Raw genomic sequence first — 25,078 nt, 5'->3', positions numbered from 1 at the left:
AGGGCGCATCACCGAGCGGGTCGGGTGCGGCTTGGGCTTGTGTCTGGTCACGCCCCTGGTCGAGCGGCGAGAACTCGAGTTGAGTTGGAGAACGCGAGTGCTGCAGCACTCGCGTTCTCCAACTCGGCACCGGTTGTCGCGGTGTTGGCACGCGGAAGCTCCCAGCCGCATGGGTGGCCACGTTCTTCCCGCTTCCATGAGCGCCGCCGCGGGCGACGGGTGGATCGCTGATCCGACGAACTGGGTGACCACCGCGGCGACCTGCGGAAATCTGTACCTGGGAGGCTGGCCACGTGCACAGTGCACGTGGTCGGGTTGAGGCGTAGAGATATCCGACGGGGTTACTTCGCGTCGAACATCAAGCGTCGCTGGTGGATTCCTCGAGTAAGAGGTAGCCGGCGAGCATGCGCTTGAGTTCGGCGACCGTCTCGTCGTGGTCGTGACCGTCTTGGACCGAGAAGCTGAGCAGCGAATAGGCGGTGTGCACCAGAACCTGCGACATCATTTCGCGGCGTTCGCGCTGCGACGGGGTGAGTGGGGCGATGATGCGTGCCACTTGCTCGGCGAGGACACGTTCGTTCAGCGAGGCGGTTGCCCGGGTGGCCGGAGTGGATTGCACGGCGAGCCACACGGCGCGACGCGACGGATCGGTCCGCCAGAGGGCGGCGAGGTGGTCGAGGAACTTCTCCAGCAGACTCGGCCACTCGAGTGAGGGCACTTCGGTGGAGAAGGCGGTCAGCTCCTCACGCACGTCGACGGTGTCCTGCCGGTCGAGCTCGCACACGATCACGTACTTGTTCGCGAAGTACTGATAGAGAGTGCCGATCGGAACCTCGGCGCGCGTCGCGATCTCCTCGCAGGTGAGCGATTCGAAACCCACGTCGATGAGTAGATCTCGGGCGGCCACCAGCATCGCCTCGAACTTGCGTTTGCTGCGTTCCTGCGTGGGCCGCTTGCGGGGCGTTAGTGGCTGCGGCATTTCCCTGAGTCCGGACTCTCGGTGAACAGACCTCTTGCGAGAGACCTTGGAGGCGGACAACTCGGACATGTCGGGGCCGTCTACACCGACAGATCGCGCCGGAGTTTTGCGACGTGGCCGGTTGCCCGAACGTTGTACTGGGCCAGCGCGATGATGCCGTCCTCGTCGACCAGGAAGGTCGAACGGATCACACCGGTGACTGTCTTGCCGTACATCTTCTTCTCGCCGAACGCGCCCCACTCGGCGAGGACCTTCTTGTCCGGGTCGCTCAGCAACGGGAAGGTCAGACCCTCGGCGTCGACGAATTTCTGCAGTTTCGTTGGCTTGTCGGGGGAGATGCCGATGACGGCGATGCCGGAACCCTCCAGTTCGGCGAGGTTGTCGCGAAAATCACACGCCTGCTTGGTGCACCCCGGCGTCGACGCGGCGGGATAGAAGTACACGATGACCTTGCGACCGGCGTAGTCGGAGAGGGAGACCGGCGACTCTTGCGCGTCGGGCAAGGTGAATGCCGGTGCCTTGTCGCCCACGGCCAGCCGGTTGTTCCCCGTTTGGGTGCTAGCAGACATGAGGCCAGGCTAGTCGATGACCAGCGCCACACGGGGCGAGCGTAGCGACGGGGGATTGCACGGGGCGAGCGTAGCGACGGGGGATTGCACGGGGCGAGCGTAGCGACGGGGGATTGCACGGGGCGAGCGTAGCGACGGGGGATTACACGGCACGGGCGAGCGCAACGCGCCGATCGATGCCGTAGCATCTAAGCGTTGTCGTTCGTGCGGCCGGGTTGTCCGGCGCCGACGGCCACAGTCATGGACGTCGAGACACTGCCGGGAGGGCCGCGTGGCCGGGGATACCGAACGTATCGAGCAGGAAATCGCGAAGGCTCGCGAAGACCTGGCCAGCACCCTGGACGCGCTGGCCGAGCGGACAAGTCCTCAGCGGCTGGCCGACGACGCCAAGACCACCGCCTTGGCCACTCTCAATCGCCCCGCGGTCAAGTACACGCTCGCCGGTGTCGGCGCACTCGTGCTCGTCCTCGTGATCCGCAAGGTAGTCGTCAGTTGAGCGCCGGTCGTCGCCGCTCCGTCCGCGGCGCGACCGCCGCAGCCTCCATCATCGCTCTGGTGTCCGTATTGTCTGGATGCTCAAGCGATCCCACGTATTCCGACGCGATCACCGATGCGCCGGCCGCGTCCACCTTGGGCCATCCGACCATCTCGGTCACCGGTTGGGGGCAGCGTCCGATGAAGGACGAAGCGGTCGGCGTGATGCCGGGAGCGCGAATCACGGTCACGCCACACTTCGGCAATCTGACCTCCGTCGTGGTTTCCGGGCCCAACGGCAAGGTCGACGGCCGCATCGCGCCCAACGGCATCGACTGGGTCACCGACGAGGCACTCGACTACGGCGCTCGGTACACGCTGACCGCGGCTGCCAGAGGCGTCGAAGGCGATGGCGCCCGGCAGGTGAAATTCAGCACCGCGTCGGCCGATTCCTTCGCATCGGTGTCCACGATCACCGGCGACGGTGAGAACGTCGGCGTCGGCCAGCCGGTGGTGATCAACTTCGATACCCCGGTGACCAACAAACTCAACGCGCAGCGTGCCATCTCGGTGACCACCAACCCACCTGTCGACGGTGCGTTCTACTGGGTCAACGACAGCATGCTGCGGTGGCGGCCGGAGCATTTCTGGGCGCCCGGAACCAAGGTGCGGGTCTCGGCACGGCTCAAGGGAATCGACCTGGGCGGCGGTGTGTTCGGCAGCAACGACCTCAACACCTCGTTCAAGGTAGGCCGGCGCTTTGTGGCGATCGCCGACGACAAGACCAAGATCATCACGGTGTACGTCAACAACAAGGTCGTCAAGACGATGCCGACCTCGATGGGCAAGGACTCGACGCCCACCAACAACGGCATCTACATCGTCGCCGAACGGGACCCGAGCGTGATCATGGACTCCTCGACCTACGGTGTCCCGGTCAGTTCGCCGGGTGGCTACCGTGAGGTGGTCTACGACGCGACCCGTATCTCCTTCAGCGGCATCTACGTTCACTCGGCGCCGTGGTCGCTCGGTGACCAGGGCAACTCGGACGTCAGCAACGGATGCCTCAACGTCAGTCCCGACAACGCCGAATGGTTCCTGAACCACGCGCTCCGGGGTGACATCGTGATCGCGAAAAACACTGTCGGGCCGCCGCTTCCGGGCGACGACGGACTCGGTGACTGGAACGTCCCGTGGTCGGTGTGGAAACGCGGGAACGCGAGCTGACCGGTCGTAGCAGGCGATTTCACTTCTGCGACGCGGGCATGTAAGGTTCCATCTCGCAACGGCACGCGCCATTAGCTCAATTGGCAGAGCAGCTGACTCTTAATCAGCGGGTTCGGGGTTCGAGTCCCTGATGGCGCACTCCATGACAAGACGCCCCAAGATTTCGGGGCGTCTTGTCGCGTCTGTGCCGTACCCCACACGGCGCATCGGACGAATGGCCGACTCGGACAATTCGGATGTCCGGGGTTTCTCGTACAATCGGTGCGAGAGCGGCGCTGGTGGCCGTTTTTGTCAGTTGGCAGGGCGACTCCGGGTGGGCACCGGGTCGGTAGAGACAGGTTGGTAAACGATGGGGATCGGTCGAAGCCGGCGGACGTCGCTGGTGGTCAGTGGAGTGCTGCTCGCAGTGGTGGCCCTGTTGACGTCATGCACAACCAAGGACCCCTCATACTCCGACGACGTGTCGAGCTCGAGTCTGCTCGGGGACATGCTCGTACCCGGGCTGGCATTCAGCGGGATTGCCGACAAGCCGCTCGGTGACAAGTCCGTGGGCATCCAGCCGGGCGCACCGATCACCGTTCGCTCCAGCGAGGGCACGCTGACGAATGTGGTCATCAAGAAGTCCAACGGCCAGCCGGTGCGTGGCGAGTTCAGCGCGGATCGCACCGAGTGGGTCAGTGGCGAGGTGCTCGGCTTCAACCGGACCTACACCCTGCAGGCCAACGCGACCGGCGTGGGCGGCGCCAGCACCAAGCAGGTGTCCTTCACGACCAGCGCACCGAGCAACCTGACGCAGGCATACGTGACGCCGACCGCAGAGGATCGGGTGGTCGGCATCGGTCAGCCGGTCTCCGTGAAGTTCGACGAGCCGATCCCGGACCGGATGGCCGCGCAGCGTGCCATCAAGGTCACCGCAAATCCGCCCGTCGACGGCGCGTTCTACTGGATCAGCGACACCGAGGTTCGCTGGCGTCCGCAGCACTTCTGGAAGCCGGGCACCAAGGTGACGGTCGCGGTGAACACCGAGGGCATCGACCTCGGCAACGGACTGTTCGGGCAGCAGAACGTCAAGCGTCAGTTCACCATCGGCCGGTCGATGATCATCACCGCCGACGACAACAACAAGCAGGTCGTCGTCAGGCGCGACGGTCGGGTCGTCAAGACGATGCCCACCTCGATGGGTAAGCCCGGCGACGAGACCGACAACGGCTGGTATCTGGTCGCCGACAAGCACGACAACATCATCATGGATTCGTCCACCTACGGTGTGCCGGTGAACTCGTCGAACGGCTATCGCACGCCCGTGGACTACGCGACCCGGATGTCCTACAGCGGCATCTTCTTCCACTCGGCTCCGTGGTCGGTGTGGGCGCAGGGCAATACCAACACCAGCCACGGCTGCCTCAATCTGAGCCCCGACAACGCACTGTGGATCATGAACAACACCCTCAAGGGTGATCCGGTGCTGGTGAAGAACACCACCGGCGGCACCCTGCCCGGGACGGATGGCCTGGGTGACTGGAACATCAAGTGGGCCGAATGGAAGGCCGGTAACGCCAACGGCTGATTTCTCCACACAGAGACCTCACTTCTGGTCAGAGACCGTCGGGATTGCCGACGGTCCGTGACTGCAGGTGAGGTCTCTGTCGTCGGCGGGTGGGTCGGCCCGCTCCCGGCGCCCGGTGCAACTCTGCCACTCATCACTGTTACGATCGCGGCTGACAATAACGCCGACGATGAGGGTGTACAACCATGGCTGATCGCTCTTCCTGGGAAACCGACGACCTGACTGCTCTGCGTGATCTTGCCCGCAGCTTCTGCGAGAAGGAGATCAAGCCGAACATCGGGAAGTTCATCGAGCAGCATCACGTCGACCGGGACCTGTGGAACAAGGCAGGCGAACTCGGGCTGCTCTGTATGTCGATCCCCGAGGAGTACGGCGGTGGCGGCGGGACCTTCGCGCACGAGGCGGTGTTGATCGAGGAGCAGGCCCGGATCGTCGATTCATCGTGGGGCGGAAGCCTGCACAACGGGATCATCGCGCACTACCTGCTCGCATACGGCACCGAAGAGCAGAAGAAGACCTGGCTGCCGAAGATGGCCAGCGGCGAGGTGGTCGGTGCGATTGCGATGACCGAGCCCGGCACCGGGTCGGACCTGCAGAACGTCAAGACCAAGGCGATCCGTCAGGGCGACGAGTACGTGATCGACGGCTCCAAGACGTTCATCACCAACGGGGGACAGGCCGACCTCATCATCGTCGTGGCCAAGACCGACACCGCCGAGGGCGCGAAGGGGATCTCGCTGGTCCTCGTCGAAGCCGACCGTGAGGGATTCCGGCGTGGCCGCGTGCTCGACAAGGTGGGGCAGCGCGGGCAGGACACCTCGGAACTCTTCTTCGACGGTGTGCGGGTGCCGGTGTCGAACCTGTTGTCCGCCGATGGGCAGGAGGGCCAGGGATTCGTCCAGCTGATGCAGCAACTCCCGCAGGAACGGCTCATCATCGCGGTCGCCTCCGTCGCCGGCATGGAAACCGCAGTTGCCCAGACGATCACCTACACCAAGGAGCGCACCGCGTTCGGTCGCCCCATCTTCGGGTTCCAGAACACCAAGTTCAAACTTGCCGAGGCAGCTACCGAGACCCGCATTGCACGTGTGTTCGTCGACGACTGCATCACCAAGCACCTCGAGGGCAAGCTCGACATCCCGACCGTCGCGATGGCGAAGTGGTGGACCAGCGACCGGGCGATGGTGGTGGCCGACGAGTGTCTTCAGCTGTTCGGTGGATACGGCTACATGAACGAATACCCGATCTCTCGCATGTGGGCCGACGGCCGCGTGCAGAAGATCTACGCCGGTACCAACGAGATCATGAAGGAGATCATCGCTCGCACGCTCTGAGCGGCTGCGATGATAGATTCCTCGTGATCGCGTGCGGTGCGCGATCACGAGGAGGGGACCGATGGCCGGCGATTGGGTGTACCGCGGTCTTGCGCCGATCTGCGCCGCGATGCTGGTCGCGGGTACGGCGTCGGTGGTCGGTGCAAGCCAGGCGTCGGGCGCACCCGAACGGCAACTACCGAGCTCCGGATGTGAGAACGATCTGCCGCCCAAGCCCAAGGGTGGTCCGTTCGATCCGCGCAGCCTCATCCCCAAACTGCCCGACCGCATCGGTATACCGCTTCCGTACCCGCGGATTCTCCCGGTCCCGGAGCCGGCGCCGCAGGTGAAGCCGGTGCGGATTCCCTCGCAGCTGCCGCCGCACGATCCGTGTTCGGATCCGTGCCCTGACATCACCGATCCGAAGAAGCCCAAGCCCAATGGGCCGGCGCTGAGTATCGAGTTCCCGAAGATCACGCTCGACCCGCGCCCGATCAACATCCCGATTCCCGTACCCAACCCGAATCCGCCGACCTTCCCGCCACCACCACCGGCCAAGGCGCCCGGATTCGAAGCCGGACCGGTGGCCCCGAAACCGACCCCGCCGCGGGTGACACGGGTGAATTTCGTCTCCACGCTCACCGGCAAGGGCTCGACGAGTCGCACGGACAAGCGCTGGCAGATCCAGGGCACCGATCTCGGCATCATGTGGGAGTCCAAGCCGGGGCAGGTCGCGATCGTGTTCGGCGACACGTTCGGCAAGGGCTTCAAGCCGCCGGGCGCGAACGGCGGAGACTGGCGGAGCAACGTGCTCGGATTCTCCTCCGACACCCATCTCGCCGACGGTATGTCGATCGACACGATGGTGCAGGACAGCCGATGCCATGCCGTACAGGTGCTCGATTCGCGCCACATCAACTACTACGAGATGACGACGATCCCCACGTCCGGGTTCGCCATCGGTGACCGCCAGTACATGAGTTACATGTCGGTGCGGTGGTGGGCACCGCTTCCCGGGGTGTGGCTCACCAACTACGGCGGGCTGGCCTACTCCGACGATGGCGGGTCCACCTGGGTCAAGGATCGATATGCGCGGTGGGACAACATCTTCGGGACAAGCCAGTTCCAGGTCTCCTCGATGGTTCCGCACGGCGACTACGTCTACATGTTCGGCACGCCCAACTCGCGGATCGGATCGGTCGGTCTCGCGCGGGTGCTCAAGTCGGACGTTCTGAACAAGACCGCATACCAGTATTGGCGCGACGGCCGCTGGGTGCCCGCCCGCAACGGGAACGTCGCGTCGGTGCTGTTCTTCGGTGTCGCCGGTGAGTTGTCGGCACGCTTCGACGACGAGACCCAGCGGTGGCAGCTGAGCTACCTCGACGCGCTTCGCGGCTCCATAGTCCTGCGCAAGGCGCGTGCGCCGCAGGGGCTGTGGTCGGAGCCGACAGAGCTGGTGCATTCCCAGCGCTACGCCCAGCTCTACGGCGGATTCCTGCACCCGTGGTCGCGCGGCAACGATCTGTACTTCACCATGTCGACATGGGCGCAGTACAACGTGTCGCTCATGCGGGCGCGCGTGTACTGATCTCCACCTCGTTGACCGTGCGTCGAAATTCGTTGACCGTGCGTCGAAATGCCCAGTCAACGATTTGGGACGCACGCTCAACGGGATGCGGTGGTCAGCCGACGCGGAACTCTCTTGACACGCCACTGAATTCGTGGATCTTTCCCTGCGCGTCTTTGCTGTTTCCGAAGTAGCGCACGCGGTAGGTTCCCGAAACCTCGGCCGGGCTCTTCCAGGTGATACGCACCTTGGAGGTGTCCGACGAGCCCGCCGGCCTCGACCAATGGAATTCGGTGGACCAGTCGTTGTCGTCGGCGACGACCTGCCAGCGCAGACCGTCGCGCCGTTGGATCTCGAGATATGTTCGGCCATGCCGGAAATCGTTGTTGGGATGAGCTCCGACGAACTCGGCCGACACCAATTGGCCTGGCCGGTATCGATTTCGGGGCTGCGTGAGAACGTCGCCGTAGCGGTGTCCGGGAATCGGACGATCCGGCGGTACCGCAGGCAGAAGGTCGGGCTGCAGTCCCGCCTTGTCCAGCGGCGCGGGTCCGCGGCCCAGGGTGCGGCCGGACGCCATGGCCGCGGCGAGACGGGCGAACTCTTGCATGTAGGCCGACAGGGTCCACCGGCCGTACTGGGTTTCGCCGCCCTCGTACTGCTGGGCGTCGTACTCCTCCGGCGTGGTCACGTACTGGGTGTAGGCATTCGAATAGCCTTGGATCAGAACGTCATCGATGTCCACGTGCAGAGCGTCGGCGACGACTCGTCGTAGTCGCAGACCGGCGACGATGGTCACCTCGGCGGGAATCGCGACCAGGACGAGTTCACCGATGCGCATGATCTGCAGCGGCACCACGTGTGGAATCCACGGAGACGGCGGAAGCAGACCGAGGGGGAACAGCGTCAGCTTGGGTGCCTGCATGTCGCGCATCCACGGGGCGATCGGTGGGTGCTTGTCACCGCCGAAAGCTGTCACGAGCGGATTGGTGACACCCTCTTTCAGAAATCCCAGCTGCGAGTAGTAGTTGTCCTCGGTGCTTGTCGCGGCAGCGGCGGCGCCCATCATCGCCGGCGTGGTGCGTGCCGGCCGCCCTTCCGGGGTGAATGCCGGATTGATGCTGACTGCCGACATGTCGACGTAGCGCACCGCCGAATCGACGCCGCCGCGTCGCATACCCTGCGCTCCGGCGAACGCGACACGGCCCGCTTGATACTGGCGTTCGCCGATGATCGCGCAGTTGAGGCGGTTGTCGTCGGTGGGCCCGCTCGGACGCATCTTTCTCAGTTTGAGGTTGGGCGTCATGTCGCCCGAGTTGGTCTGTGGGAACGCTGCGACGATGCCGGGTTCGTCGCGCTCCCAGCGATAACTGGCATACCCCTTGTTGTCGCCGGCGATCAAGTGATTCTTGTCGGTCAGTGACGTGCCGTGGGTGGAGAACCAGGTGATCGCTCCGACGTCCTTGGCGCCCTGGCGGAATCGCAGGACCGTGACGGCGGGGTCGATGGCATGCGGGAAGTGGCGACGGTCGGCGCGGGGATTGAGGTCGAAGGCGACCTTGGACCGGTTGGCGCTCGCGTTGTGCAGTTCGGACCGACCGAGGCCGATGGAGCCGGGCGCGAGGTTCTCGTGCGCGCGCACGATCGCGTTGAACAGTCCGTCGAGTTCGGCTTGGTAGGAGTTCTTCTTGAACCCGTAGGCGGCCAGCGAGTAGGCGTAGTCCCAGGCCGTCCCGCCACAGGACGCATGGGTGTGCGTCGCATTGAGGTTGACGTTTCGTTCGGTGTACAGCGCGCCGAATCGCTTGCGCAACTTGGGCATCAGGCCCATGTGATGGGACTGGAACAGGCACGCGATGTCGGCGGTGAGGAAGACGATGCGTTCGCCGGTGGACTGGTCGACGACGATGTAGGCCCGGGCCCAACAGCGTTGGAGCAGCCCCTCGGCGACCTGATTGGCGTCGGAATAGCCCATCATTCCCTGACCGGCGATGGCGCCGGTCATGTCGGCGATTCCGCACCCGACCAGATAGTTCGTGCTGTCCTCGCGAGCGGGTGTGGCCCCGCTCGGTGTCGCGCTGACTGTGGTTCCCACGGCCAGCGCGACACCGCCCCCGACTGCGGACGCAGCTGTGGTCTGAAGTAGTTTTCTACGGCTGATGTCCATGTAGATCTCCCCCTGAGTCGACCTCGTCGACGATGTGTGTCATCAACAGTGATGTGGTCGCCATTGCGATCGTGTCGCAGACCGAACGGTCGCGAATGTTGAGGTAGGCGAGCGTGATTCCGTCCGTGGCGGCAACCACCAGTGGGGAGAGCTCGCGTACCGGACGGTCCCACGTCACGCCCGCCATTGCTGCGGCCGCCGCGAGGCCGTTCGCGATGGCGTCGTAGTACGAGTGATACATCTGGGCCCCGAACGCACGAAGGCCGTCGGTCTGGCGCGCGTACTGATTGAGCGCGATCATCGCCTGCTCGCGATCGGGATCGGCTTCCACACCGTCGATATAGGCCGTTAGCGCGCCACTCAACATCAGCCCGACGCCGCGTCGCCCACGCGACCCGACGGTTGCGCCCTGCCCGAGTGCAGATGCCATCGCCTCGAGTTCCATCTCGATGCCGCGGTGCACGAGCGCGGCGAGCAATGCCTCGCGCGAGTCGAAGACGTAGTGGAAGGTGGAGAGCGTGACACCCGCTTCGGCGCAGATTGCACGCGTCGTTGCGCCGTCGACGCCGTTACGAGCGATGACGTGAAAGGCAGAGTCCAGCAACAGTTCTCGTCGGGTCTCGACGGGCATTCTCATTGCTGGTGTCCTCCGGTCACAGGGCCCCGAGAACTTCGCGGGCCGCGCGCTTGCCGGAACGAACGGCACCGTCCATGTATCCGGTCCAATAGTCGGCGGTCTCGGTCCCTGCCCAGTGGATGGGGCCCACCGGAGCGCGCAGCGCCGGCCCGAATCGGGTGAGGGTACCCGGTGAACTCACCGCGACCGGACCACCACGAGACCAGGGCTCGAGATCCCATTTGAAGATGCCGTAGTCGATGAAGTCGCGTGCCTCCGGACCGAAGTAGTCGACGAAGTTCCCGATGCACTCGCGTACGATCTGGTGCGCGGGTGCACGGTCGAGGCGACGCATCGCATCCGCGGAGATGAACCCCATGAGGATGTGCCGGTCCTCGGCATAGCTCTCGAACGTGACGTCGATCGGTCGGCCGTCGCCATATACCTGGCCGGACAGGCCCTTCTCGCGCCAGAACGGTCGCCGATACAGCGCCGCGAACTTGCTCACCGCACCCATGTGGTAGCCGCGTGTCAATCCCACGCGGGACGCGGGAAGACCTGGGCGGTAATCGATCTGGTCGCTGATGGCCGGCGACATCGCGACGATGACCTTCCGTCCGCGGAAGGTGCCCGCGTCGCTGGTGACGGTCGCGATGCCGCCCGAGGTCGCGATCGTGCGGACCGGTGCGTTGTAGACCATGCGACGACCGAGTGCCTTGGCCATGCGCAACGGGATGAGCGCGGCACCACCCTCGAAGAGTTTCTCCTGCGCGCCGCCATCGGTGCTCAGGAGGCGAATCAGGGTGCCGGGATTGTTCTCGTCGCCGGAGGCCGCGATGTAGTTGAGGAAGTACAGAGCCGAGACCTCGTCGGGACGGACGGACAGCGGCGCCGACATCGCGACCTGCATCAGGTCGCGAGCGGTCTGCGTGCTGACCATCTGGTCGGTGTACTGCTTCCAGGTGAGCGAATCGAGGTGGCGGGCGTTCGGGTGTTTCCACGGTTCGCCGACCGGGAATCCGGCCAGGGCATCGGCCGACGCCCGCGCGAGTGCCGGCCCTGCCTCCCCGATGTCCGGAACGAGGGGAAGCGGCACCGCTGCGGACATGCGTTGTGCGCGTCCGTCATTGAAGAAGATGCTGTCGCCGACGTTGTAGGTGCGCAGGGTGCGGACGTCGTACTCGCGCGCGAGGGCGGCGATGTGGTTCTGCGTCGGTCCGATGAATTCCGCACCTGCGTCGAGCGTGGCGCCGAGTCGAGGCGACTTGATGTTGTGGACGCGGCCGCCCGGCCGATCGCGTGCCTCCAGGACGACGACCGACGCGCCGCCCTCGCTGAGTGTCTTGGCTGCGGCCAGGCCCGAGAGGCCGGCACCGACGACGATCGCGTCGACCACGCCGTCGCGGGGTGCCGCGTTGGCCGGGTGATGCCCGAGCGCGAGCACTCCCGCCGTGGTCCCCGCTACCGCAGCGCTGCCGGCAAGGAACTGGCGGCGCGACACATTGCTACTCATGAAACCCCCGTTCGTCGACGCACCCCTGCGTCGTGATCACGAAACGAAACTACCGGCGACATGTTTAGGTCATTTGACCTGAAGTTACGCCAAGGTAACGAGATGGCGGGGCGAATTGGCCGAAAACGGGGAAGACCAGAGCCGCACAGTCGGGCAGGATGACGGTGGCGGCGGGTATCTGATCGAGTGAAACGGAGCGAGCATGCAGCAGACGGCGATCATCACCGGGGGAACCGGCGGCATGGGATTGGCGACCGCAAGGATCATCGGCGTCGATCACCGGATCGTGCTCGCCGACGTCGACGGCGGCCGACTCGATCGCGCCGTGGACGAGTTGACCGCTGCCGGTATCGAGGCGTCGGGCACAGTGTGCGACATCACCGACCGTGCCTCGGTCGATGCGCTGATCGACGATGCCGAGCGGGGTGGTCACGTCCGCGCATTGATCCACACCGCGGGGGTGAGTCCACAGATGGGCGACGCCAGGTTCATCGCGCGAATCAACGCGGTGGGTACGGTCAACGTCGTCGAGTCCTATCTTCGGGTCGCGGGCGAAGGCGACGCGATCGTGAACGTCGCGTCGATCGCCGGCCATATGAGTCCGCGGCTTCTCCAGCCCACCCGCGCATTCCGGTTGGCACGCAAGGACGTTGGCGCGATGGAACGCAAGTTGGTGGGTAGCACCCGAGTCTTGCCTGCCTCCGCGCGCGCTGGTGCCGCGTACAGCACCAGCAAGGCCTTCGTGATCTGGTACACCCGCGAGATGGCCGCCGACTTCGGTGCGAAAGGTGCACGCATCGTGTCGGTGTCGCCGGGCAGCTTCGACACCGCGATGGGCAGGCTGGAAGAGAAGAGCGGGTCGGCCAAGCTCCTCGACTACGCGGCGCTCAAGCGATTCGGTAAACCCGACGAGGTCGCGGAGATCCTCGCCTTCGTGGCGAGCACGAAACCCGGGTATCTCACCGGCACCGACATCCTGGTGGATGGCGGCACCAAGGCGGGCCTCGACCTGAAGGGCATGATCGCGATGGCGCGCGGCAACTGACTCAGCGCACGTTGATCGCGAAGGCGGCCAGCCGCGTCGACACCTGTTCCGGGCGGCCGTTGTTCTGGCGCGCGGCAGCGGTCAGGACGTCGATGTGGTTGTAGCCGGGCAAGCGGACGACGATGCCACGCGGATTGGCCGCCGGGGTGGGTTGCACACCGCCCGCGGCGATGAACGTCACCATCGGTGCGCGATTGGCGGCGCCGGGATAGAACCGGTGACGAGCCGCCGCGCCGCCGTTGCGGTTCGACAGTTCGGCAGGCAGCGCGGTGGGGAAGTACCACTCGGTGAAGTCGAGCGGCGGTTCGGACAGGTTACGCGCGAGTTCGTGGATCGAGGTGACCTCGTTGCTGGGCGTCGTGTATCGGTACAGGGATGGATCGATCTGGTCGTAGTCGCGCCAGGTATAGACGATGTCGGGCGCGAACCCGCTCGGTGCATACTTCGGTGCGTCGCCGAAAGAAGTGAGCGACAGGGGAATCCGCTTCGCCACGGCGTCCGGCAAGGGGAATGACTTCGGGACGACCGGACCGGAGCCGATGAACCCGACACTGGTCTGCAGGAAGCCGAAGGGTTGTGAGTTGTCGTCGAGGATGGCGCCGAGGACAGCGGTGTTGGTGGCGTGCAGGGTGTGGATGTCGGGTTGGCCGGTGAGGAACATCGGGTAGTCCTTGGCCAGCAGCGTGCGCAGCGTCATGTCGACGTTGAGGTTCTTGGGCAAGTGGGTGATGACGTCGTCGACGCCGTCGGGGTCGAGTCGGGCGGCGAGGCCGGTGAGGGCGAGCAGGTTCATCGTCTCCGGATTGATGACCGCGGGCAGCGCCAGCACCGGCAGTGCGGTGTCGACGATTCCGAGTGCGGCGTCGAGCACGGTGCCCACCGGTGCGGGGATGTCCGGAATGCGAACGCTGGTAGGAAGATTCAGCCCACCGGTGAGTGCGGTGAGGTCGGAGGTGATACCGGTGTCGAGCGCGACGTATCCCGCGCACTGATTGAACCCGGCGTCCTGCGTGGTCCGTCGATCGCCGTCGAAGTCCCACTCGGCGAAGAACCCGGTGATGAAGCCGCCGAGCGAATGGCCGCCGCAGATCACCTTCTGCTTGCGGAGTCGCTGGTCGGGAAGCTCAGCGCGGAGAAGGTCGTATTCGTCGCGGAGGGTCTGCTCGACACCCTGGTGCCGCAACCAGGCGTACTGCGGGCCGTTCGCCGGGAAGTCGGGGAATCCAGCGAATCGGCGACCATTGACGGTCTTCCCGGACACGTAGTAACCGGCTGCGGTCTCGAAGGAGCCAGACTTCAGCGCGGCGTCGATGCCGGTGTGGTCTTCCATGCAGTTGGACCGACGGTCGAGGGCCCAGAACTCGATCGACGACCCGGCCCGCGCAGCGGCGGCCACCGTGTTGCGCGCAACGCTTTCGAATGCGCCTGCGCCCTCGAAGATCCCCGGTTGAGCCACCACGATGCGATCGGCGTCGGCCGACCGTACTGGGCCGGCGGAGGATCGGAAACGCAAGTACGACAACCAGTCACACGCCTCGGGGTGTCTTCCGGCGGTCGGCGGCAACGGTATGCGTACCCGAACGACGGTCGCGACGACCCACGACACCGCGGACGTGGAGGCGTAGGTGGTCTCCGATCGAGCGGGCGCGGCCTCCGACGTCGGTGCGCCGGTCCACGTCAGCGCCAACGCTGTCGACAACACCATGGCCACCACGACACTTCTCCGACGCGCCACCATCGCATGACCCCCCAAGTTGTGACCGACGACACTTTCGCCAGAGGCTACTCGTCCGGGAGATCCACGATGCGCGGTTCGGCGTCATGCGCAAGCGCTGCCGCGGTGCGGCATCATCGGACGATGAGTTCGTGGTGTGGTGACGTGCGATGATCGCGCGGCTCGTCTTCTTTCATGGCCCGATGGGTGCGGGCAAGTCGACCTTTGCCCTGCAGACGCACTTCAACCAGAGTCGGCAGGGGCGCCGTGGCGTTCTGGTCAGCACTCTGGACCGGTCGGGTGCGCCAATGGTGACGAGCCGGATCGGTCTGACTGCCACCGCGGTCATCGTCGGGCCGGGCGATGACGTGTTCGCCGCTGCCATGGACGACGGATCGGCAGGCGAACTCGACTACGTGGTGTGCGACGAGGCGCAGTTCCTGACGCCGTCACAGGTGGAGGCCCTGGTGCGTCTCGTCGACGAGGCGGGGGTGGATGTGCTCGCGTTCGGTCTGCTCACGGACTTTCAGGCGCGGCTGTTCCCGGGGTCGGCACGGCTCATCGAAGTCGCCGACGAGGTGCACCGCATGCAGGCGATCGTGCTGTGCTGGTGTGGTCGCCCGGCCACGCACAATGCCCGCGTGGCCGACGGTGTGGTGGTGCGCTCGGGTGATCGCGTGGCCGTCGGGGATGTGGTTGTGGGGGAGATTGCTTCAGGCGATACACAGGTCCACTACCAGGCACTATGTCGGCTTCACCATCGGCAGGGCCGGCTCGGGTGATTGGATCGGAGCATGATCGATCGGATCGTGAGTGCGCAACGTGTCATCCATGCACCCGCGGCGGTGATTTTCGAGTTGATCGCCGATCCGGCGCGGCAACCCGAATGGGACGGCAATGACAATCTCGCCACGGCGGCTCCTGAACAACGGGTGCGCGCGGTGGGTGACGTGTTCGCGATGACCCTCACCACGGGTGCCGTCCGGGAGAATCACGTCGAGGAATTCGACGAGGGCCGTCTGATTGCGTGGCGTCCGTCGGAGCCGGGCGGTCCGCCTCCCGGACATCTGTGGCGATGGGAACTCGAACCCGCCAACGATCAGGTGCTGGTGACCCACACCTACGACTGGACAAGGCTCACCGATGAGAAGAGGCTTCCGCGTGCACGGGCGACCACGTCGGAGAAGTTGAGCGCGTCTTTGGACCGCTTGGCCGCGGTCGCGGAAGCATCTGTGTGACAGTCAGTTTCGGCTGCGGAGATCAGCTGTCGAGGCCGCGGGCGACTTCTGCGACGTGGTCGAACGGTATTGGGTGCACGAGAGCGTCTGCGTGGCGGTGGATGATCTGCCAGCCGTCGGCGTGACGTCGGAACACCAGCGTGAGGCGCAGCGACCAGTCTTGCGGTTCTCGACCGTCGATCACTCCGCTTTGGCGTTCCACACCGACCAGCACGACCATGTCGCCCGACACATACGTGGCCTCCGTGACCCAGGTCGCTTCGCCAGGGCCGGCGAAGAAGGCGCTGACCGCGTCGATCGCCTCGTCGGTTCCTTCGGATCCGTGGATTGTTGGCCCTCCGCCCGGCGGCATCAACGTGTAGTCGTCGGAGTGCTCGAGCAGGGCCAGATATGTGCGGGCATCACCTCGAATGAAGGCGGCCGCGGCCTCGTCCACGCGGGCGATGAGCTCCGCGAGGTCGGCGTCGGTGATCGGGTCATTCTGGCCGGTGGCCATGGTGTGAATATACGCCCGCGGCGACGGTCGGCCCAGGTCGTGATTGGTGGGCGAAAGCAGAAGGTCGGAGGGCGAAAACGCCCTCCGACCTGCTAGGGGTGGATGACGGGACTCGAACCCGCGACAGCCAGGATCACAACCTGGTGCTCTACCAACTGAACTACATCCACCATCGGCGTCGGAAACCCAGGTGTGATGCGCCGGGTCCCAGAGCCAAGGTCATACTCTAGCGGGTGGCCGCCATCCAACACCAATCGGTTGATGACCAGCGCGTTCAGGCGGGGCCGAGTTCCTCGACGATGGCGGTGAGGGCGTCGGCGTCGGGGCCCGGCTGCGGAACAAACGCGGCCGCACGGTAGTAGCGCAGCTCGCGGATCGATTCCTTGATGTCGGCGAGGGCGCGGTGGGCCAGACCTTTCTCCGGCTGCCCGAAGTAGATGCGTGGATACCAGCGGCGGCACAGTTCCTTGATGGAGCTGACGTCGACCATGCGGTAGTGCAGGTAGGCGTCGAGTTCGGCCATGTCCCGGGAGATGAACCCGCGGTCGGTGGCGATGGAGTTGCCGGCGAGTGGAACCGCTCCGGCGGTGGTCACGTGCTTGCGGATGTACTCGAGCACGCGATTCTCGGCTTCGGCCAAGGTGACCGTGGATGCGCGCACTTCCTCGGTGAGCCCAGACGCCGCATGCATCTTGGTGACAACGTCGGGCATGCCGGCCAGAGCGTCGTCGTCGGCGTGGATCACGATGTCCACACCCTCGCCGAGAACGTTGAGGTCACCGTCGGTGACCAGAGCAGCGATCTCGATGAGCTTGTCGGACCCCAAATCCAGGCCGGTCATCTCACAATCGATCCACACCAGTTTGTCCTGCACGCATCGAGCTTAACCAACAGGTGTCGATCGCTATTGTTGCTCTCGAGGATGCTCGTCGACGAGAGGACGCCCGTGACCGACGCCAATGGCCCAGACCAGAGCACGAATCCGCCTGCCGAACCCAGCCCGGCCCAGAAGATCGCCGCCGGGTACGCGTTCGGGTCGACGTCGCTGGAACTGGGGACGGTGTCGGTCGACGGCCAGGTCGACCCCGCAGCCAGGGTGCGCATCCCGCTCGCGATGATGAATCGGCACGGTCTCGTCGCGGGTGCGACCGGCACCGGTAAGACAAAGTCGCTGCAGCTCATCGCCGAGCAACTCTCGGCCAACGGGGTGCCGGTCGTGATGGCCGACATCAAGGGTGACCTGTCGGGCCTCAGCCAACCGGGGGTGACCAATGACAAGATCACGGCGCGTGCGCAGCAGACCGGCGATGACTGGCAGCCGTCTGCATATCCGGTCGAGTTCGTGTCGCTCGGCTCGACAGGTATCGGTGTGCCGATCCGCGCAACGATCACCTCTTTCGGGCCGATTCTGTTGAGCAAGGTGTTGGGGCTCAACGAAACCCAGGAATCCACGTTGGGACTGATCTTCCACTGGGCGGATCAGAAGGGTCTGCCGCTGCTGGATCTGAAAGACCTGCGCTCGGTCATTGCCCACCTCACCAGCGACGAGGGCAAACCGGAGTTGAAGGCGATCGGCGGTGTCTCGACGCAGACGGCCGGGGTGATCCTGCGCGCCCTCACGAATCTGGAGGCCGACGGTGGCGACACCTTCTTCGGCGAACCGGAGGTCGAGCCGGCCGACCTGCTCCGACTGGCGCCGGACGGCCGCGGCATCGTGACGCTCTTCGAACTGGGTGCGCAGGCCGCGCGACCGGCGCTGTTCTCCACCTTCCTGATGTGGATTCTGGCCGACCTGTTCGAGTTCCTGCCGGAGGTCGGCGACATCGACAAGCCCAAACTGGTGTTCATCTTCGACGAGTCCCATCTGCTGTTCGACGACGCGTCGAAGGCCTTTGTCGACCAGGTGGTGCAGACCGTCAAACTCATTCGCTCCAAGGGGGTCGGCGTGTTCTTCTGTTCGCAGCTGCCGACCGACATCCCCAACGAGGTCTTGTCGCAGCTCGGCGCTCGAATTCAACACGCGCTGCGCGCATTCACGCCCGACGACCAGAAGGCGCTCAGCAAGACCGTCAAGACCTACCCCGTCTCCGATGTCTACAAGCTCGACCAGGCGCTGACCTCGTTGGGCACCGGCGAGGCCGTCGTCACCGTGCTGTCGGAGAAGGGTGCACCGACCCCGGTTGCGTGGACGGTCATGCGTCCGCCGCGTTCATCGATGGAAGCCGTTGGCGCCGAGGGTATTACCGCTGCAGCCAAGGCGAGCTCGTTGTACGCCAAGTACGGTCAGTCGATCGATCGGGAATCGGCATACGAGAAGCTGACCGCAAAGGTGTTGGCCCCGAACGAATCACCGGACGCACCACCGCCGCCGCCCGCACCCGCGCCGGCTCCTGCGCCCAAGCCAGCGCCTGAGGAGCCCGGAGTGCTCACCGAGGTGCTCACCAGCAAGCCGATGCAGAGTTTCCTGCGATCGGCGGCCAGTGCTGCGGGGCGAGAGTTCAGTCGCGCGATCTTCGGGACGGGTAGGCGACGGAGGTAGAGCCACCCCCCGCTGATCGAGCCGGTACCGAGCCGCTAGGCGAGGCACCGTGTCGAGATCACCTAACGCGACCCGCGCTAACCGAGTCCGAGATGTCCTTCGAGTAACCCGACGAATCGACGCTCGATCACCGACTCCGGGTTCGATCAGTGTTCGTCGTTACCGAGCTTCTTGTAGAAGGAGCCGACAATCGGCGCGACGATTGCCCGCGGGCTGTAGCCGCCGGCCACCGACATGGCCTTGGACAGGGTGCCGGGGACGACGCGCATCTTGTTGTGCGCCAAGGCATCCAGACTCATCTCGGCAACCTTGGTGCTCGAGTGCCAGAGGAAGTCGGGCACCATCCGGTCGACGATCGACGCGTCGTCGGCCGATGGTGTCTCGGTACGCACGGGTCCTGGGGCCAGCAAGGTTACGTGCACGCCCTGCCCGGCCACCTCGCCGCGCACCGACTCGCTGAACGTGTTCACGAAGGCCTTGGTGGCGGCGTAGGTGGCGTTGTTGGGAATCGGCATGTTGCCCGCGGCAGACCCGACCATCAAGATGCCCCCCGATCCACGCTGGACCATCTGGGGGAGAACCGCGAGGGTCAGGTCGTGAACCGCGTTGACGTTCAAGAGAACCTGCGCACGCTCATATGCGGGGTCGAGCTCGCTCACGGCGCCGAACGTGGCGATCCCGGCGTTGTTGCACAAGATCGAGATCTCTCGGTCGGCGAACTCGGCGACCAGAACCTCGACAGCGGGCGGCTCGGAGAGATCCACCGCGCGAACTTCGGCAACAACGCCGTGCCGATCCTGCAGCTCGCCGGCGAGGTCTTCGAGAATGTCGCCGCGGCGGGCGACCAGGATCAGCGAATGGCCACGCGCAGCCAGTGCGCGCGCCAGTTCCATGCCGATCCCGGATGATGCCCCGGTGACGACGGCTCGAGCGGATTCGGTGGGTGACGGCAACGGCATGGCGGCCATCGTAGCCGCCAGCCGTATCGGGCCCGGTCAGCCGATGCCCGCCGCCACCTCGGTACCCTGCCGGATGGCCCGTTTGGCGTCGAGTTCGGCGGCCAGGTCGGCACCGCCGATCACGTGCGTGGTGACGCCGGCGAGGGTGAGCGGGTCGATCAGCTCGCGCACCGATTCCTGGCCCGCACACACGACGACGTTGTCCACCTCGAGAATCCGGGTATCGGTGACATTGCCTTCCTCGTCACGGAAACTCAGGTGCAGTCCGGCGTCGTCGATCTTGTCGTAATGGGCACCCGAGATCTGCTCGACGCCCTTCATCTTGATCGTCGCGCGGTGCACCCAGCCCGTGGTCTTGCCGAGCGTCTTGCCCTGCTTGCCGGACTTGCGCTGCACGAGGTACACCTCGCGGATGGCCGGCAGCGGCCGCGGCTTGGTGACGAAGCCGGGTTTGGAGCCGTCCTCGGTGACGCCCCATTCCTGTTCCCACTCTTTGAGATTCAGCGACGGCGACTCGTCGGTGGTGAGGAATTCACTGACGTCGAAGCCGATGCCGCCGGCACCGATGACGGCCACCCGCTTGCCGATCTCGCGGCGTCCGAGCACGGCGTCGGCGTAGGACATCACCATCGGGTGGTCGACGCCCGGGATGCTCGGGATTCTGGGTGTGACGCCGGTCGCGACGATTACGTCGTCGTACTTCGCGTCGATGATCTCATCGGCGGTGACTCGCTTGTTCAGCAAGACGTTGACGTTGTTGATCTCGAGTTGCCGGGTGAAGTAGCGGATGGTCTCCCGGAACTCTTCCTTACCCGGGATGCGCGACGCGATCGAGAACTGGCCGCCGATGCTGGGTCCGCCTTCGTACAGGTCGACCTTGTGGCCACGCTTGGCCGCGGCGACCGCGGCAGACAAGCCGGCCGGTCCTGCGCCGATGACCGCCACCCGCTTGGCCCGACGCGTCGGACCGAGAAGCAATGTGGTCTCGCGTCCGGCCTGCGGATTGACAAGGCACGAAACGTGTTTGCCGACGAAGGCGTGATCGAGGCACGCCTGGTTGCAGCCGATGCAGGTGTTGATCTCGTCGGAACGTCCCTCTTGTGCCTTGATCGCGAGTTGCGGATCCGCGAGGAACGGGCGAGCCATCTGGATGGCGTCGACGCGGCCACGCTCGAGGACTTCCTCGGCCAGTTCCGCGGTATTGATGCGGTTGGCGGCGATGAGGGGGATGGACACCTGGTCGCGGAGTCGTTCGGTGAACTTCACAAACGCGCCGCGGGGCACCGAGGTGACGATTGTCGGGACCTGCGCCTCATGCCAGCCGATGTCGGTGTTGATGGCGTCGACGCCATGCTCCTCGGCCTTGCGCGCCATGAGCGCGACCTCGTCCCACGTCTGGCCCTTGCGGATCAGGTCGGCGATGGACTGGCGCAGGATGATCGGGAAATCGCGCGGCACCTGGCGACGCATCTCCTTGATGACCTCCACCAGGAAGCGTTGCCGATTCTCGGTGGTTCCGCCCCACTTGTCGGTGCGGTCGTTGGTGTGCGGGCACAGGAACTGGTTGATGAGATAGCCTTCGCCGCCCATGATCTCGACGGCGTCGTACCCAGCTTGACGCGCCAGTTTGGCCGAGCGGCCGAAGGTACGGATGACGTGCCAGATGATCGGCTCGGTCATCTTCAGATGCTTGAACGGGTGGATGGGCGACGGTTCGGACCCGGCGGCGACCTTGAACGGGTTGTAGCCGTAGCGACCGGCGTGGATCAGCTGCATCGCGATCTTGCCGCCCTCGTCGTGCACGGCCTGGGTCACCTTCTTGTGACGCTTGACCTCGAGGACGTTGGTCAGCTTGCCGCCGGCCGGGGAGAGCACGCCCGTGCGGCTGGTGGCGAAGCCGCCGGTGATGATCAGACCCGCACCGCCTTTCGCGCGCTCGGCGAAGTACGCGGCGAGCTTGTCGGCGTCCCACACCCGGTCTTCGAGTCCCGTGTGCATCGACCCCATGACCAGGCGGTTCTTGATGGTCATGCCGCCGATCTGCAGCGGCTCGAAAAGGTGGGGGAAGTGCGGATTGCGCTCGGCCGTGTGGGCTGACATGGCGTTGCCTTTCATCTCAGGGGATTGATCGGTCGGGTGGTGGTCAGGATGAGAGTTCGCGTTCGAGGGCCTCGATGACCTCGTCGCACCAATCGACAAAGCTCTGCTCCTGGCGAAGGCCGCCGCGGAGCACCAAGTACTGGTGCAGCTTTCGTCCGGTCAACGACGTCGGGTCGGGGTAGTAGTCGGCGGCAAAGCCTTGGTAGATGGCCAACTGGGCGAGATGCTCGTCCCGATGCGCCTTGAGTTCGCCGATGATGGCAGCCAGATCGCCGAACTCGGCGGCCCGGAGCTTGACCCCGAGGTCGCTGTGCAGTGGTTGCAGGGGTGTGGGGCTCATCGCCCAGTCCGCCAACACCTTTCGGCCGTCGTCGGAGATGGTGTAGAGCTTCTTGTCCGGCCGTCCGTTCTGGGCCACCGACTCGAAGCTGACGAGTCCGTCGGTGTGCAGCTTCTTCAGGGTTCGGTAGATCTGCTGATGGGTTGCCGACCAGAAGTAGCCGATCGACCGGTCGAACTGCTGACCGATCTCGTACCCCGTGCCGGGGCGTTCGGCCAGGGATACGAGGATCGCATGCTCGAGCGCCATGATCCGACGCTAACACTGCAACAGCGCACTATGCAACTGTGTGTATATAAACTCGGGTGCATATAGGTGTCCGTACGCATCGCGTTCGGACAGCTCAGTGTCGCGGCCCTGTGGGTGCCCTCAGGCCACACCCTGTGCCGAATCGGCTCACCTGTGTGCTGCAGCACACAGATTCTCCAACAGGACACAGAGTGTCCGGAGCGCCTCCGCTGCGGGCTGCATTTCCCCAGGTAAGCGCGGTGGTCACCCAACTCGACGGATGGACGCGGGAAGGGCCACCCCACGCTGCCTGAGGCGCCGCCCAGAGGAGCGAGCTTGCGAGCCTCGACGGCCGGGCGAGCTGACAATGTCCTCTCACCAGCTCTTCGAGCCACTCGGCTGGCGCCTCGGGCACCTCAGGGAGCGGAGTGGCCGAACGCGTTACCGCAGGTCAGAAGCCCTGGTCGCCGAGCTCTTCGAGTCAGCGTCCATTCGACGGCGTCGCCGACGATCGTGGAGGCGGGAATAGGGCTGTGGAGCGCGGCGCGGCGACGATGATCCACGAAAAATAGGGGAAGAAACTCTTCCCCTACTCCTGGAGTCCTCCCCGCGAATCTTCTCGCGGGCGACTCAACAAGCAGGGGCAGAAAGTAGGGGAAGAACCTTCCCCTACTTTCAGTGGTCCGGTGGCTCGCTGACGTGGCCCATTCGCCTACCCTTCGGGGCCATCCCTCGGCTGGCGCCTCGGGCACCTCCGGGAGCGGAGTGGACGAACGCGTTACCGCAGGTCAGAATCCTGGTCGCCGAGCTCTTCGAGTCAGCTGGCGGCAAGCACTGCCATTCCCAACCACAGCAGCGCGATGACCTTGACGACCTCGAGGGCGACGTAGGCGAGGTGTGCCCGGCTGCGCGGTGCTTCCTCTCCGGCCAGGATGTGGTCGGACCGTCGAGTGAGAACGGGCCGCACCCCGACCAGCTGCAGGGCCAGTGCACCGCACGCCACACCGGCGGCGATCGGGACGGTGACTCCGGCCCACGATCCGATGGCGACGGCCACGATGACGAGTACCGCCCACACCAGCTCGGCCGCGTTCAGTGCCCGGAAGACGATCCGGCCGATTCCCAGCCCGAGTGGCACGGTCACGCCGGGCGCGCGGAATTTGAGCGGTGCCTCCATGAAGGAGATCGCAAGGACCATGCCGAGCCAGACGAACGTCGCTGCGACGACGATCGCGCCTGAGGAGCTCATCGCGCGCCGGCCCGAAGGAGTTCGGGCCCAAAGGTCTCGTAGTGAATGCGCGCCTCGGTGAAATCGCGATCGAGCAGCTCGTCACGGACCGACGCCATGAATCCGGTAGGGCCGCAGAGCATCACATGCGATGTCGGATCGACGTCGATCCCGCTCAGTGACATCTGACCGACGCGGATCTGCTCGGAAGTCAGATGACCCGCACCGTGCTCGTACCACTGGATCAGCCGGCCGTTGGGCAGCGATTCGACCAGAGCGGCGAGCTGCCCTCGATGCGGTTGCCGATTGCGCGAGCGGTCGGCGTGGAGCACCGTTATCGGCCGTGTATCACGGTCGGCGCTCATCGAGGTCAACAAGCCGATCACCGGTGTGCATCCTATGCCGGCCGACGCCATCACGATCGGCGAATCATCCTCGGGGAGAACCAGATCGCCGAATGGCGTGCTCACGCGGAGGATGTCGCCTTCGAAGACCTGCTCGTGCAGTTGGCCGGACACCTCACCCGCGAGCTTGACGCTGAACGTCCAGGTGGTCGCGTCGGGCGAGCCCGTGAGGCTGTACTGACGGATCTGGTGGGCGCCGTCTGCGAGTTCGACCTGGACCGAGATATATTGACCCGGACGGAATGTCGGTAGCGGCTCGACACCCGCGACGGTGAATGCGATGGTGTCCGGTGCAACCTGTGTCCGCTCGACGACCCGCGCGTCGCGCCATACCGCGCCGGACTCGACCCCGGCGCCGGCGTACAGATCGGCCTCGGCGGTGATGAGGAGATCGGCCATGTCCCAATACAATTGGTCCCACGCGTCGGCGACGGGCGGCGTCACTGCCGAACCCAGTACCTCGACGATCGCGGCAAACAGATGCTCGTGCACCACGTCGTACTGCTCGCGGGTCACACCGAGCGAGGCGTGTTTGTGCGCGATGCGGTCAATGATGAACCGTTGGCGTCGCACGTCGGGCTCGAGTTGAAGTGCGGCGAAGGCGGCGATCGAGCCGGCCAGCGCTTGTGGTTGTTCTCCCGTCTTCTGGTGCGTCCGGTTGAACAGGTTGTCGAGCAACCCGGGGTGCGCGGCGAAGAGCCGTCGATAGAACGTGGGCGTGATGTCGCCGAGCGCGCCTTGGACCGCGGGCAGGGTGGCGGCGAGGGTTTCGCGTTGAGAATCGGTGAGCACTGC

General features: G+C 65.1%; 22 protein-coding genes and 2 tRNA genes. 10 read left to right on the top strand and 14 right to left on the bottom strand.

Going from position 1 to position 25,078, the window contains the following annotated elements; all coding sequences use genetic code 11:
* Window positions 1–358: 358 nt before the first annotated feature.
* Together ABZW74_RS10800 and bcp are read right to left on the bottom strand one after the other, a co-directional pair.
* On the bottom strand, window positions 359–979 hold the full coding sequence (locus tag ABZW74_RS10800; RefSeq protein ID WP_240861681.1) for a TetR family transcriptional regulator: 621 nt from the start codon (window positions 977–979) through the stop codon (window positions 359–361).
* Window positions 980–1,059: 80 nt separating this feature from the next.
* Window positions 1,060–1,548 carry a thioredoxin-dependent thiol peroxidase gene (gene bcp, locus ABZW74_RS10795; RefSeq protein ID WP_240861679.1) on the bottom strand — a complete coding sequence of 163 codons (489 nt, stop codon included), beginning with the start codon at window positions 1,546–1,548 and terminating at the stop codon, window positions 1,060–1,062.
* A gap of 271 nt (window positions 1,549–1,819) precedes the next feature.
* On the opposite strand from bcp, the gene ABZW74_RS10790 reads away from it, so the two are divergent.
* The 6 genes from ABZW74_RS10790 (at window position 1,820) to ABZW74_RS10765 (ending at window position 7,717) form a co-directional block, all read left to right on the top strand.
* Complete coding sequence (locus ABZW74_RS10790; protein ID WP_240861677.1) at window positions 1,820–2,044, top strand: DUF3618 domain-containing protein; 225 nt, start codon at window positions 1,820–1,822, stop codon at window positions 2,042–2,044.
* A 50-nt stretch (window positions 2,045–2,094) separates the two neighbouring features.
* Window positions 2,095–3,249: an Ig-like domain-containing protein gene (locus ABZW74_RS10785; RefSeq protein ID WP_308221080.1), complete on the top strand. Its 1,155-nt coding sequence runs from the start codon at window positions 2,095–2,097 to the stop codon at window positions 3,247–3,249.
* Between the two features lie 65 nt (window positions 3,250–3,314).
* Window positions 3,315–3,387 (top strand) — tRNA-Lys (locus ABZW74_RS10780).
* 211 nt (window positions 3,388–3,598) lie between these two features.
* A complete protein-coding gene (locus ABZW74_RS10775; protein WP_355276141.1) occupies window positions 3,599–4,816 on the top strand; it encodes an Ig-like domain-containing protein in 1,218 nt (405 codons plus the stop codon).
* Window positions 4,817–5,001: 185 nt separating this feature from the next.
* Window positions 5,002–6,150 carry an acyl-CoA dehydrogenase family protein gene (locus ABZW74_RS10770; RefSeq protein ID WP_355276139.1) on the top strand — a complete coding sequence of 383 codons (1,149 nt, stop codon included), beginning with the start codon at window positions 5,002–5,004 and terminating at the stop codon, window positions 6,148–6,150.
* Window positions 6,151–6,211: 61 nt separating this feature from the next.
* The gene (locus ABZW74_RS10765) at window positions 6,212–7,717 is read left to right on the top strand and encodes a DUF4185 domain-containing protein (RefSeq protein WP_240861669.1); all 1,506 of its coding nucleotides are present in this window, start codon (window positions 6,212–6,214) and stop codon (window positions 7,715–7,717) included.
* Between the two features lie 94 nt (window positions 7,718–7,811).
* Here ABZW74_RS10765 and ABZW74_RS10760 read toward each other — a convergent pair whose 3' ends face one another.
* Genes ABZW74_RS10760 through ABZW74_RS10750 form a run of 3 tightly spaced genes read right to left on the bottom strand, consistent with a single transcriptional unit; the run spans window position 7,812 to window position 11,992 of the window.
* On the bottom strand, window positions 7,812–9,863 hold the full coding sequence (locus tag ABZW74_RS10760; protein WP_240861667.1) for a neutral/alkaline ceramidase: 2,052 nt from the start codon (window positions 9,861–9,863) through the stop codon (window positions 7,812–7,814).
* On the bottom strand, window positions 9,847–10,500 hold the full coding sequence (locus ABZW74_RS10755) for a TetR family transcriptional regulator (RefSeq protein ID WP_240861664.1): 654 nt from the start codon (window positions 10,498–10,500) through the stop codon (window positions 9,847–9,849). Before ABZW74_RS10755 ends, ABZW74_RS10760 begins: the two co-directional genes overlap by 17 nt.
* A 16-nt stretch (window positions 10,501–10,516) precedes the next feature.
* Complete coding sequence (locus ABZW74_RS10750; protein WP_240861662.1) at window positions 10,517–11,992, bottom strand: FAD-dependent oxidoreductase; 1,476 nt, start codon at window positions 11,990–11,992, stop codon at window positions 10,517–10,519.
* Between the two features lie 202 nt (window positions 11,993–12,194).
* Between ABZW74_RS10750 and ABZW74_RS10745 the strand changes: the two genes are divergently transcribed.
* Window positions 12,195–13,037 carry an SDR family oxidoreductase gene (locus ABZW74_RS10745; RefSeq protein WP_240861659.1) on the top strand — a complete coding sequence of 281 codons (843 nt, stop codon included), beginning with the start codon at window positions 12,195–12,197 and terminating at the stop codon, window positions 13,035–13,037.
* A 1-nt stretch (window position 13,038) separates the two neighbouring features.
* Here the strand turns inward: ABZW74_RS10745 and ABZW74_RS10740 are convergent, their stop codons facing one another.
* Window positions 13,039–14,742 carry a hypothetical protein gene (locus tag ABZW74_RS10740; protein ID WP_355276136.1) on the bottom strand — a complete coding sequence of 568 codons (1,704 nt, stop codon included), beginning with the start codon at window positions 14,740–14,742 and terminating at the stop codon, window positions 13,039–13,041.
* Window positions 14,743–14,921: 179 nt separating this feature from the next.
* Between ABZW74_RS10740 and ABZW74_RS10735 the strand changes: the two genes are divergently transcribed.
* Both ABZW74_RS10735 and ABZW74_RS10730 read left to right on the top strand, forming a co-directional pair.
* Window positions 14,922–15,533 carry a thymidine kinase gene (locus tag ABZW74_RS10735; RefSeq protein ID WP_240861656.1) on the top strand — a complete coding sequence of 204 codons (612 nt, stop codon included), beginning with the start codon at window positions 14,922–14,924 and terminating at the stop codon, window positions 15,531–15,533.
* A 12-nt stretch (window positions 15,534–15,545) separates the two neighbouring features.
* Complete coding sequence (locus tag ABZW74_RS10730; RefSeq protein WP_240861654.1) at window positions 15,546–15,989, top strand: SRPBCC family protein; 444 nt, start codon at window positions 15,546–15,548, stop codon at window positions 15,987–15,989.
* 22 nt (window positions 15,990–16,011) lie between these two features.
* Here the strand turns inward: ABZW74_RS10730 and ABZW74_RS10725 are convergent, their stop codons facing one another.
* From ABZW74_RS10725 to orn, 3 genes are all read right to left on the bottom strand, one after another.
* Complete coding sequence (locus ABZW74_RS10725) at window positions 16,012–16,485, bottom strand: nuclear transport factor 2 family protein (protein WP_355276133.1); 474 nt, start codon at window positions 16,483–16,485, stop codon at window positions 16,012–16,014.
* Window positions 16,486–16,582: 97 nt separating this feature from the next.
* A tRNA-His gene (locus ABZW74_RS10720) sits at window positions 16,583–16,655 on the bottom strand.
* A gap of 104 nt (window positions 16,656–16,759) precedes the next feature.
* Window positions 16,760–17,359 carry an oligoribonuclease gene (gene orn, locus ABZW74_RS10715; RefSeq protein WP_355276131.1) on the bottom strand — a complete coding sequence of 200 codons (600 nt, stop codon included), beginning with the start codon at window positions 17,357–17,359 and terminating at the stop codon, window positions 16,760–16,762.
* Window positions 17,360–17,407: 48 nt separating this feature from the next.
* On the opposite strand from orn, the gene ABZW74_RS10710 reads away from it, so the two are divergent.
* A complete protein-coding gene (locus ABZW74_RS10710) occupies window positions 17,408–19,024 on the top strand; it encodes a helicase HerA-like domain-containing protein (protein WP_355276129.1) in 1,617 nt (538 codons plus the stop codon).
* Between the two features lie 146 nt (window positions 19,025–19,170).
* On the opposite strand, the gene cmrA is transcribed toward ABZW74_RS10710, so the two are convergent.
* The 5 genes from cmrA to ABZW74_RS10685 all read right to left on the bottom strand — a co-directional run bounded on the left by cmrA (window position 19,171) and on the right by ABZW74_RS10685 (window position 25,075).
* Window positions 19,171–19,983 carry a mycolate reductase gene (cmrA, locus tag ABZW74_RS10705; RefSeq protein WP_240860049.1) on the bottom strand — a complete coding sequence of 271 codons (813 nt, stop codon included), beginning with the start codon at window positions 19,981–19,983 and terminating at the stop codon, window positions 19,171–19,173.
* Window positions 19,984–20,019: 36 nt separating this feature from the next.
* Complete coding sequence (locus tag ABZW74_RS10700; RefSeq protein WP_240860048.1) at window positions 20,020–22,083, bottom strand: NADPH-dependent 2,4-dienoyl-CoA reductase; 2,064 nt, start codon at window positions 22,081–22,083, stop codon at window positions 20,020–20,022.
* A 43-nt stretch (window positions 22,084–22,126) separates the two neighbouring features.
* A complete protein-coding gene (locus ABZW74_RS10695) occupies window positions 22,127–22,672 on the bottom strand; it encodes a PadR family transcriptional regulator (protein ID WP_240860047.1) in 546 nt (181 codons plus the stop codon).
* Window positions 22,673–23,468: 796 nt separating this feature from the next.
* On the bottom strand, window positions 23,469–23,900 hold the full coding sequence (locus ABZW74_RS10690; RefSeq protein ID WP_240860045.1) for a hypothetical protein: 432 nt from the start codon (window positions 23,898–23,900) through the stop codon (window positions 23,469–23,471).
* Window positions 23,897–25,075: a globin domain-containing protein gene (locus ABZW74_RS10685; protein ID WP_240860044.1), complete on the bottom strand. Its 1,179-nt coding sequence runs from the start codon at window positions 25,073–25,075 to the stop codon at window positions 23,897–23,899. Before ABZW74_RS10685 ends, ABZW74_RS10690 begins: the two co-directional genes overlap by 4 nt.
* Window positions 25,076–25,078 lie beyond the last annotated feature (3 nt).

This window comes from Gordonia sp. NPDC003585, from assembly GCF_040610755.1.
GTDB lineage: Bacteria > Actinomycetota > Actinomycetes > Mycobacteriales > Mycobacteriaceae > Gordonia.
Note: the sequence above shows the minus strand (reverse complement) of the source record. Positions and strands in the feature narration are given on the sequence as shown.

Bases quoted from the DNA above. Each gene is read 5' to 3' on its own strand.
- ABZW74_RS10800 (WP_240861681.1), bottom strand. From the start codon at position 979: ATGCCGCAGCCACTAACGCCCCGCAAGCGGCCCACGCAGGAACGCAGC.
- ABZW74_RS10765 (WP_240861669.1), top strand. From the start codon at position 6,212: ATGGCCGGCGATTGGGTGTACCGCGGTCTTGCGCCGATCTGCGCCGCG.
- ABZW74_RS10690 (WP_240860045.1), bottom strand. From the start codon at position 23,900: ATGAGCTCCTCAGGCGCGATCGTCGTCGCAGCGACGTTCGTCTGGCTC.
- ABZW74_RS10750 (WP_240861662.1), bottom strand. From the start codon at position 11,992: ATGAGTAGCAATGTGTCGCGCCGCCAGTTCCTTGCCGGCAGCGCTGCG.
- ABZW74_RS10745 (WP_240861659.1), top strand. From the start codon at position 12,195: ATGCAGCAGACGGCGATCATCACCGGGGGAACCGGCGGCATGGGATTG.
- ABZW74_RS10755 (WP_240861664.1), bottom strand. From the start codon at position 10,500: ATGAGAATGCCCGTCGAGACCCGACGAGAACTGTTGCTGGACTCTGCC.
- ABZW74_RS10760 (WP_240861667.1), bottom strand. From the start codon at position 9,863: ATGGACATCAGCCGTAGAAAACTACTTCAGACCACAGCTGCGTCCGCA.
- ABZW74_RS10730 (WP_240861654.1), top strand. From the start codon at position 15,546: ATGATCGATCGGATCGTGAGTGCGCAACGTGTCATCCATGCACCCGCG.
- ABZW74_RS10775 (WP_355276141.1), top strand. From the start codon at position 3,599: ATGGGGATCGGTCGAAGCCGGCGGACGTCGCTGGTGGTCAGTGGAGTG.
- bcp (WP_240861679.1), bottom strand. From the start codon at position 1,548: ATGTCTGCTAGCACCCAAACGGGGAACAACCGGCTGGCCGTGGGCGAC.
- cmrA (WP_240860049.1), bottom strand. From the start codon at position 19,983: ATGCCGTTGCCGTCACCCACCGAATCCGCTCGAGCCGTCGTCACCGGG.
- ABZW74_RS10695 (WP_240860047.1), bottom strand. From the start codon at position 22,672: ATGGCGCTCGAGCATGCGATCCTCGTATCCCTGGCCGAACGCCCCGGC.
- ABZW74_RS10710 (WP_355276129.1), top strand. From the start codon at position 17,408: ATGCTCGTCGACGAGAGGACGCCCGTGACCGACGCCAATGGCCCAGAC.
- ABZW74_RS10735 (WP_240861656.1), top strand. From the start codon at position 14,922: ATGATCGCGCGGCTCGTCTTCTTTCATGGCCCGATGGGTGCGGGCAAG.
- ABZW74_RS10770 (WP_355276139.1), top strand. From the start codon at position 5,002: ATGGCTGATCGCTCTTCCTGGGAAACCGACGACCTGACTGCTCTGCGT.
- ABZW74_RS10700 (WP_240860048.1), bottom strand. From the start codon at position 22,083: ATGTCAGCCCACACGGCCGAGCGCAATCCGCACTTCCCCCACCTTTTC.
- ABZW74_RS10740 (WP_355276136.1), bottom strand. From the start codon at position 14,742: ATGGTGTTGTCGACAGCGTTGGCGCTGACGTGGACCGGCGCACCGACG.
- ABZW74_RS10725 (WP_355276133.1), bottom strand. From the start codon at position 16,485: ATGGCCACCGGCCAGAATGACCCGATCACCGACGCCGACCTCGCGGAG.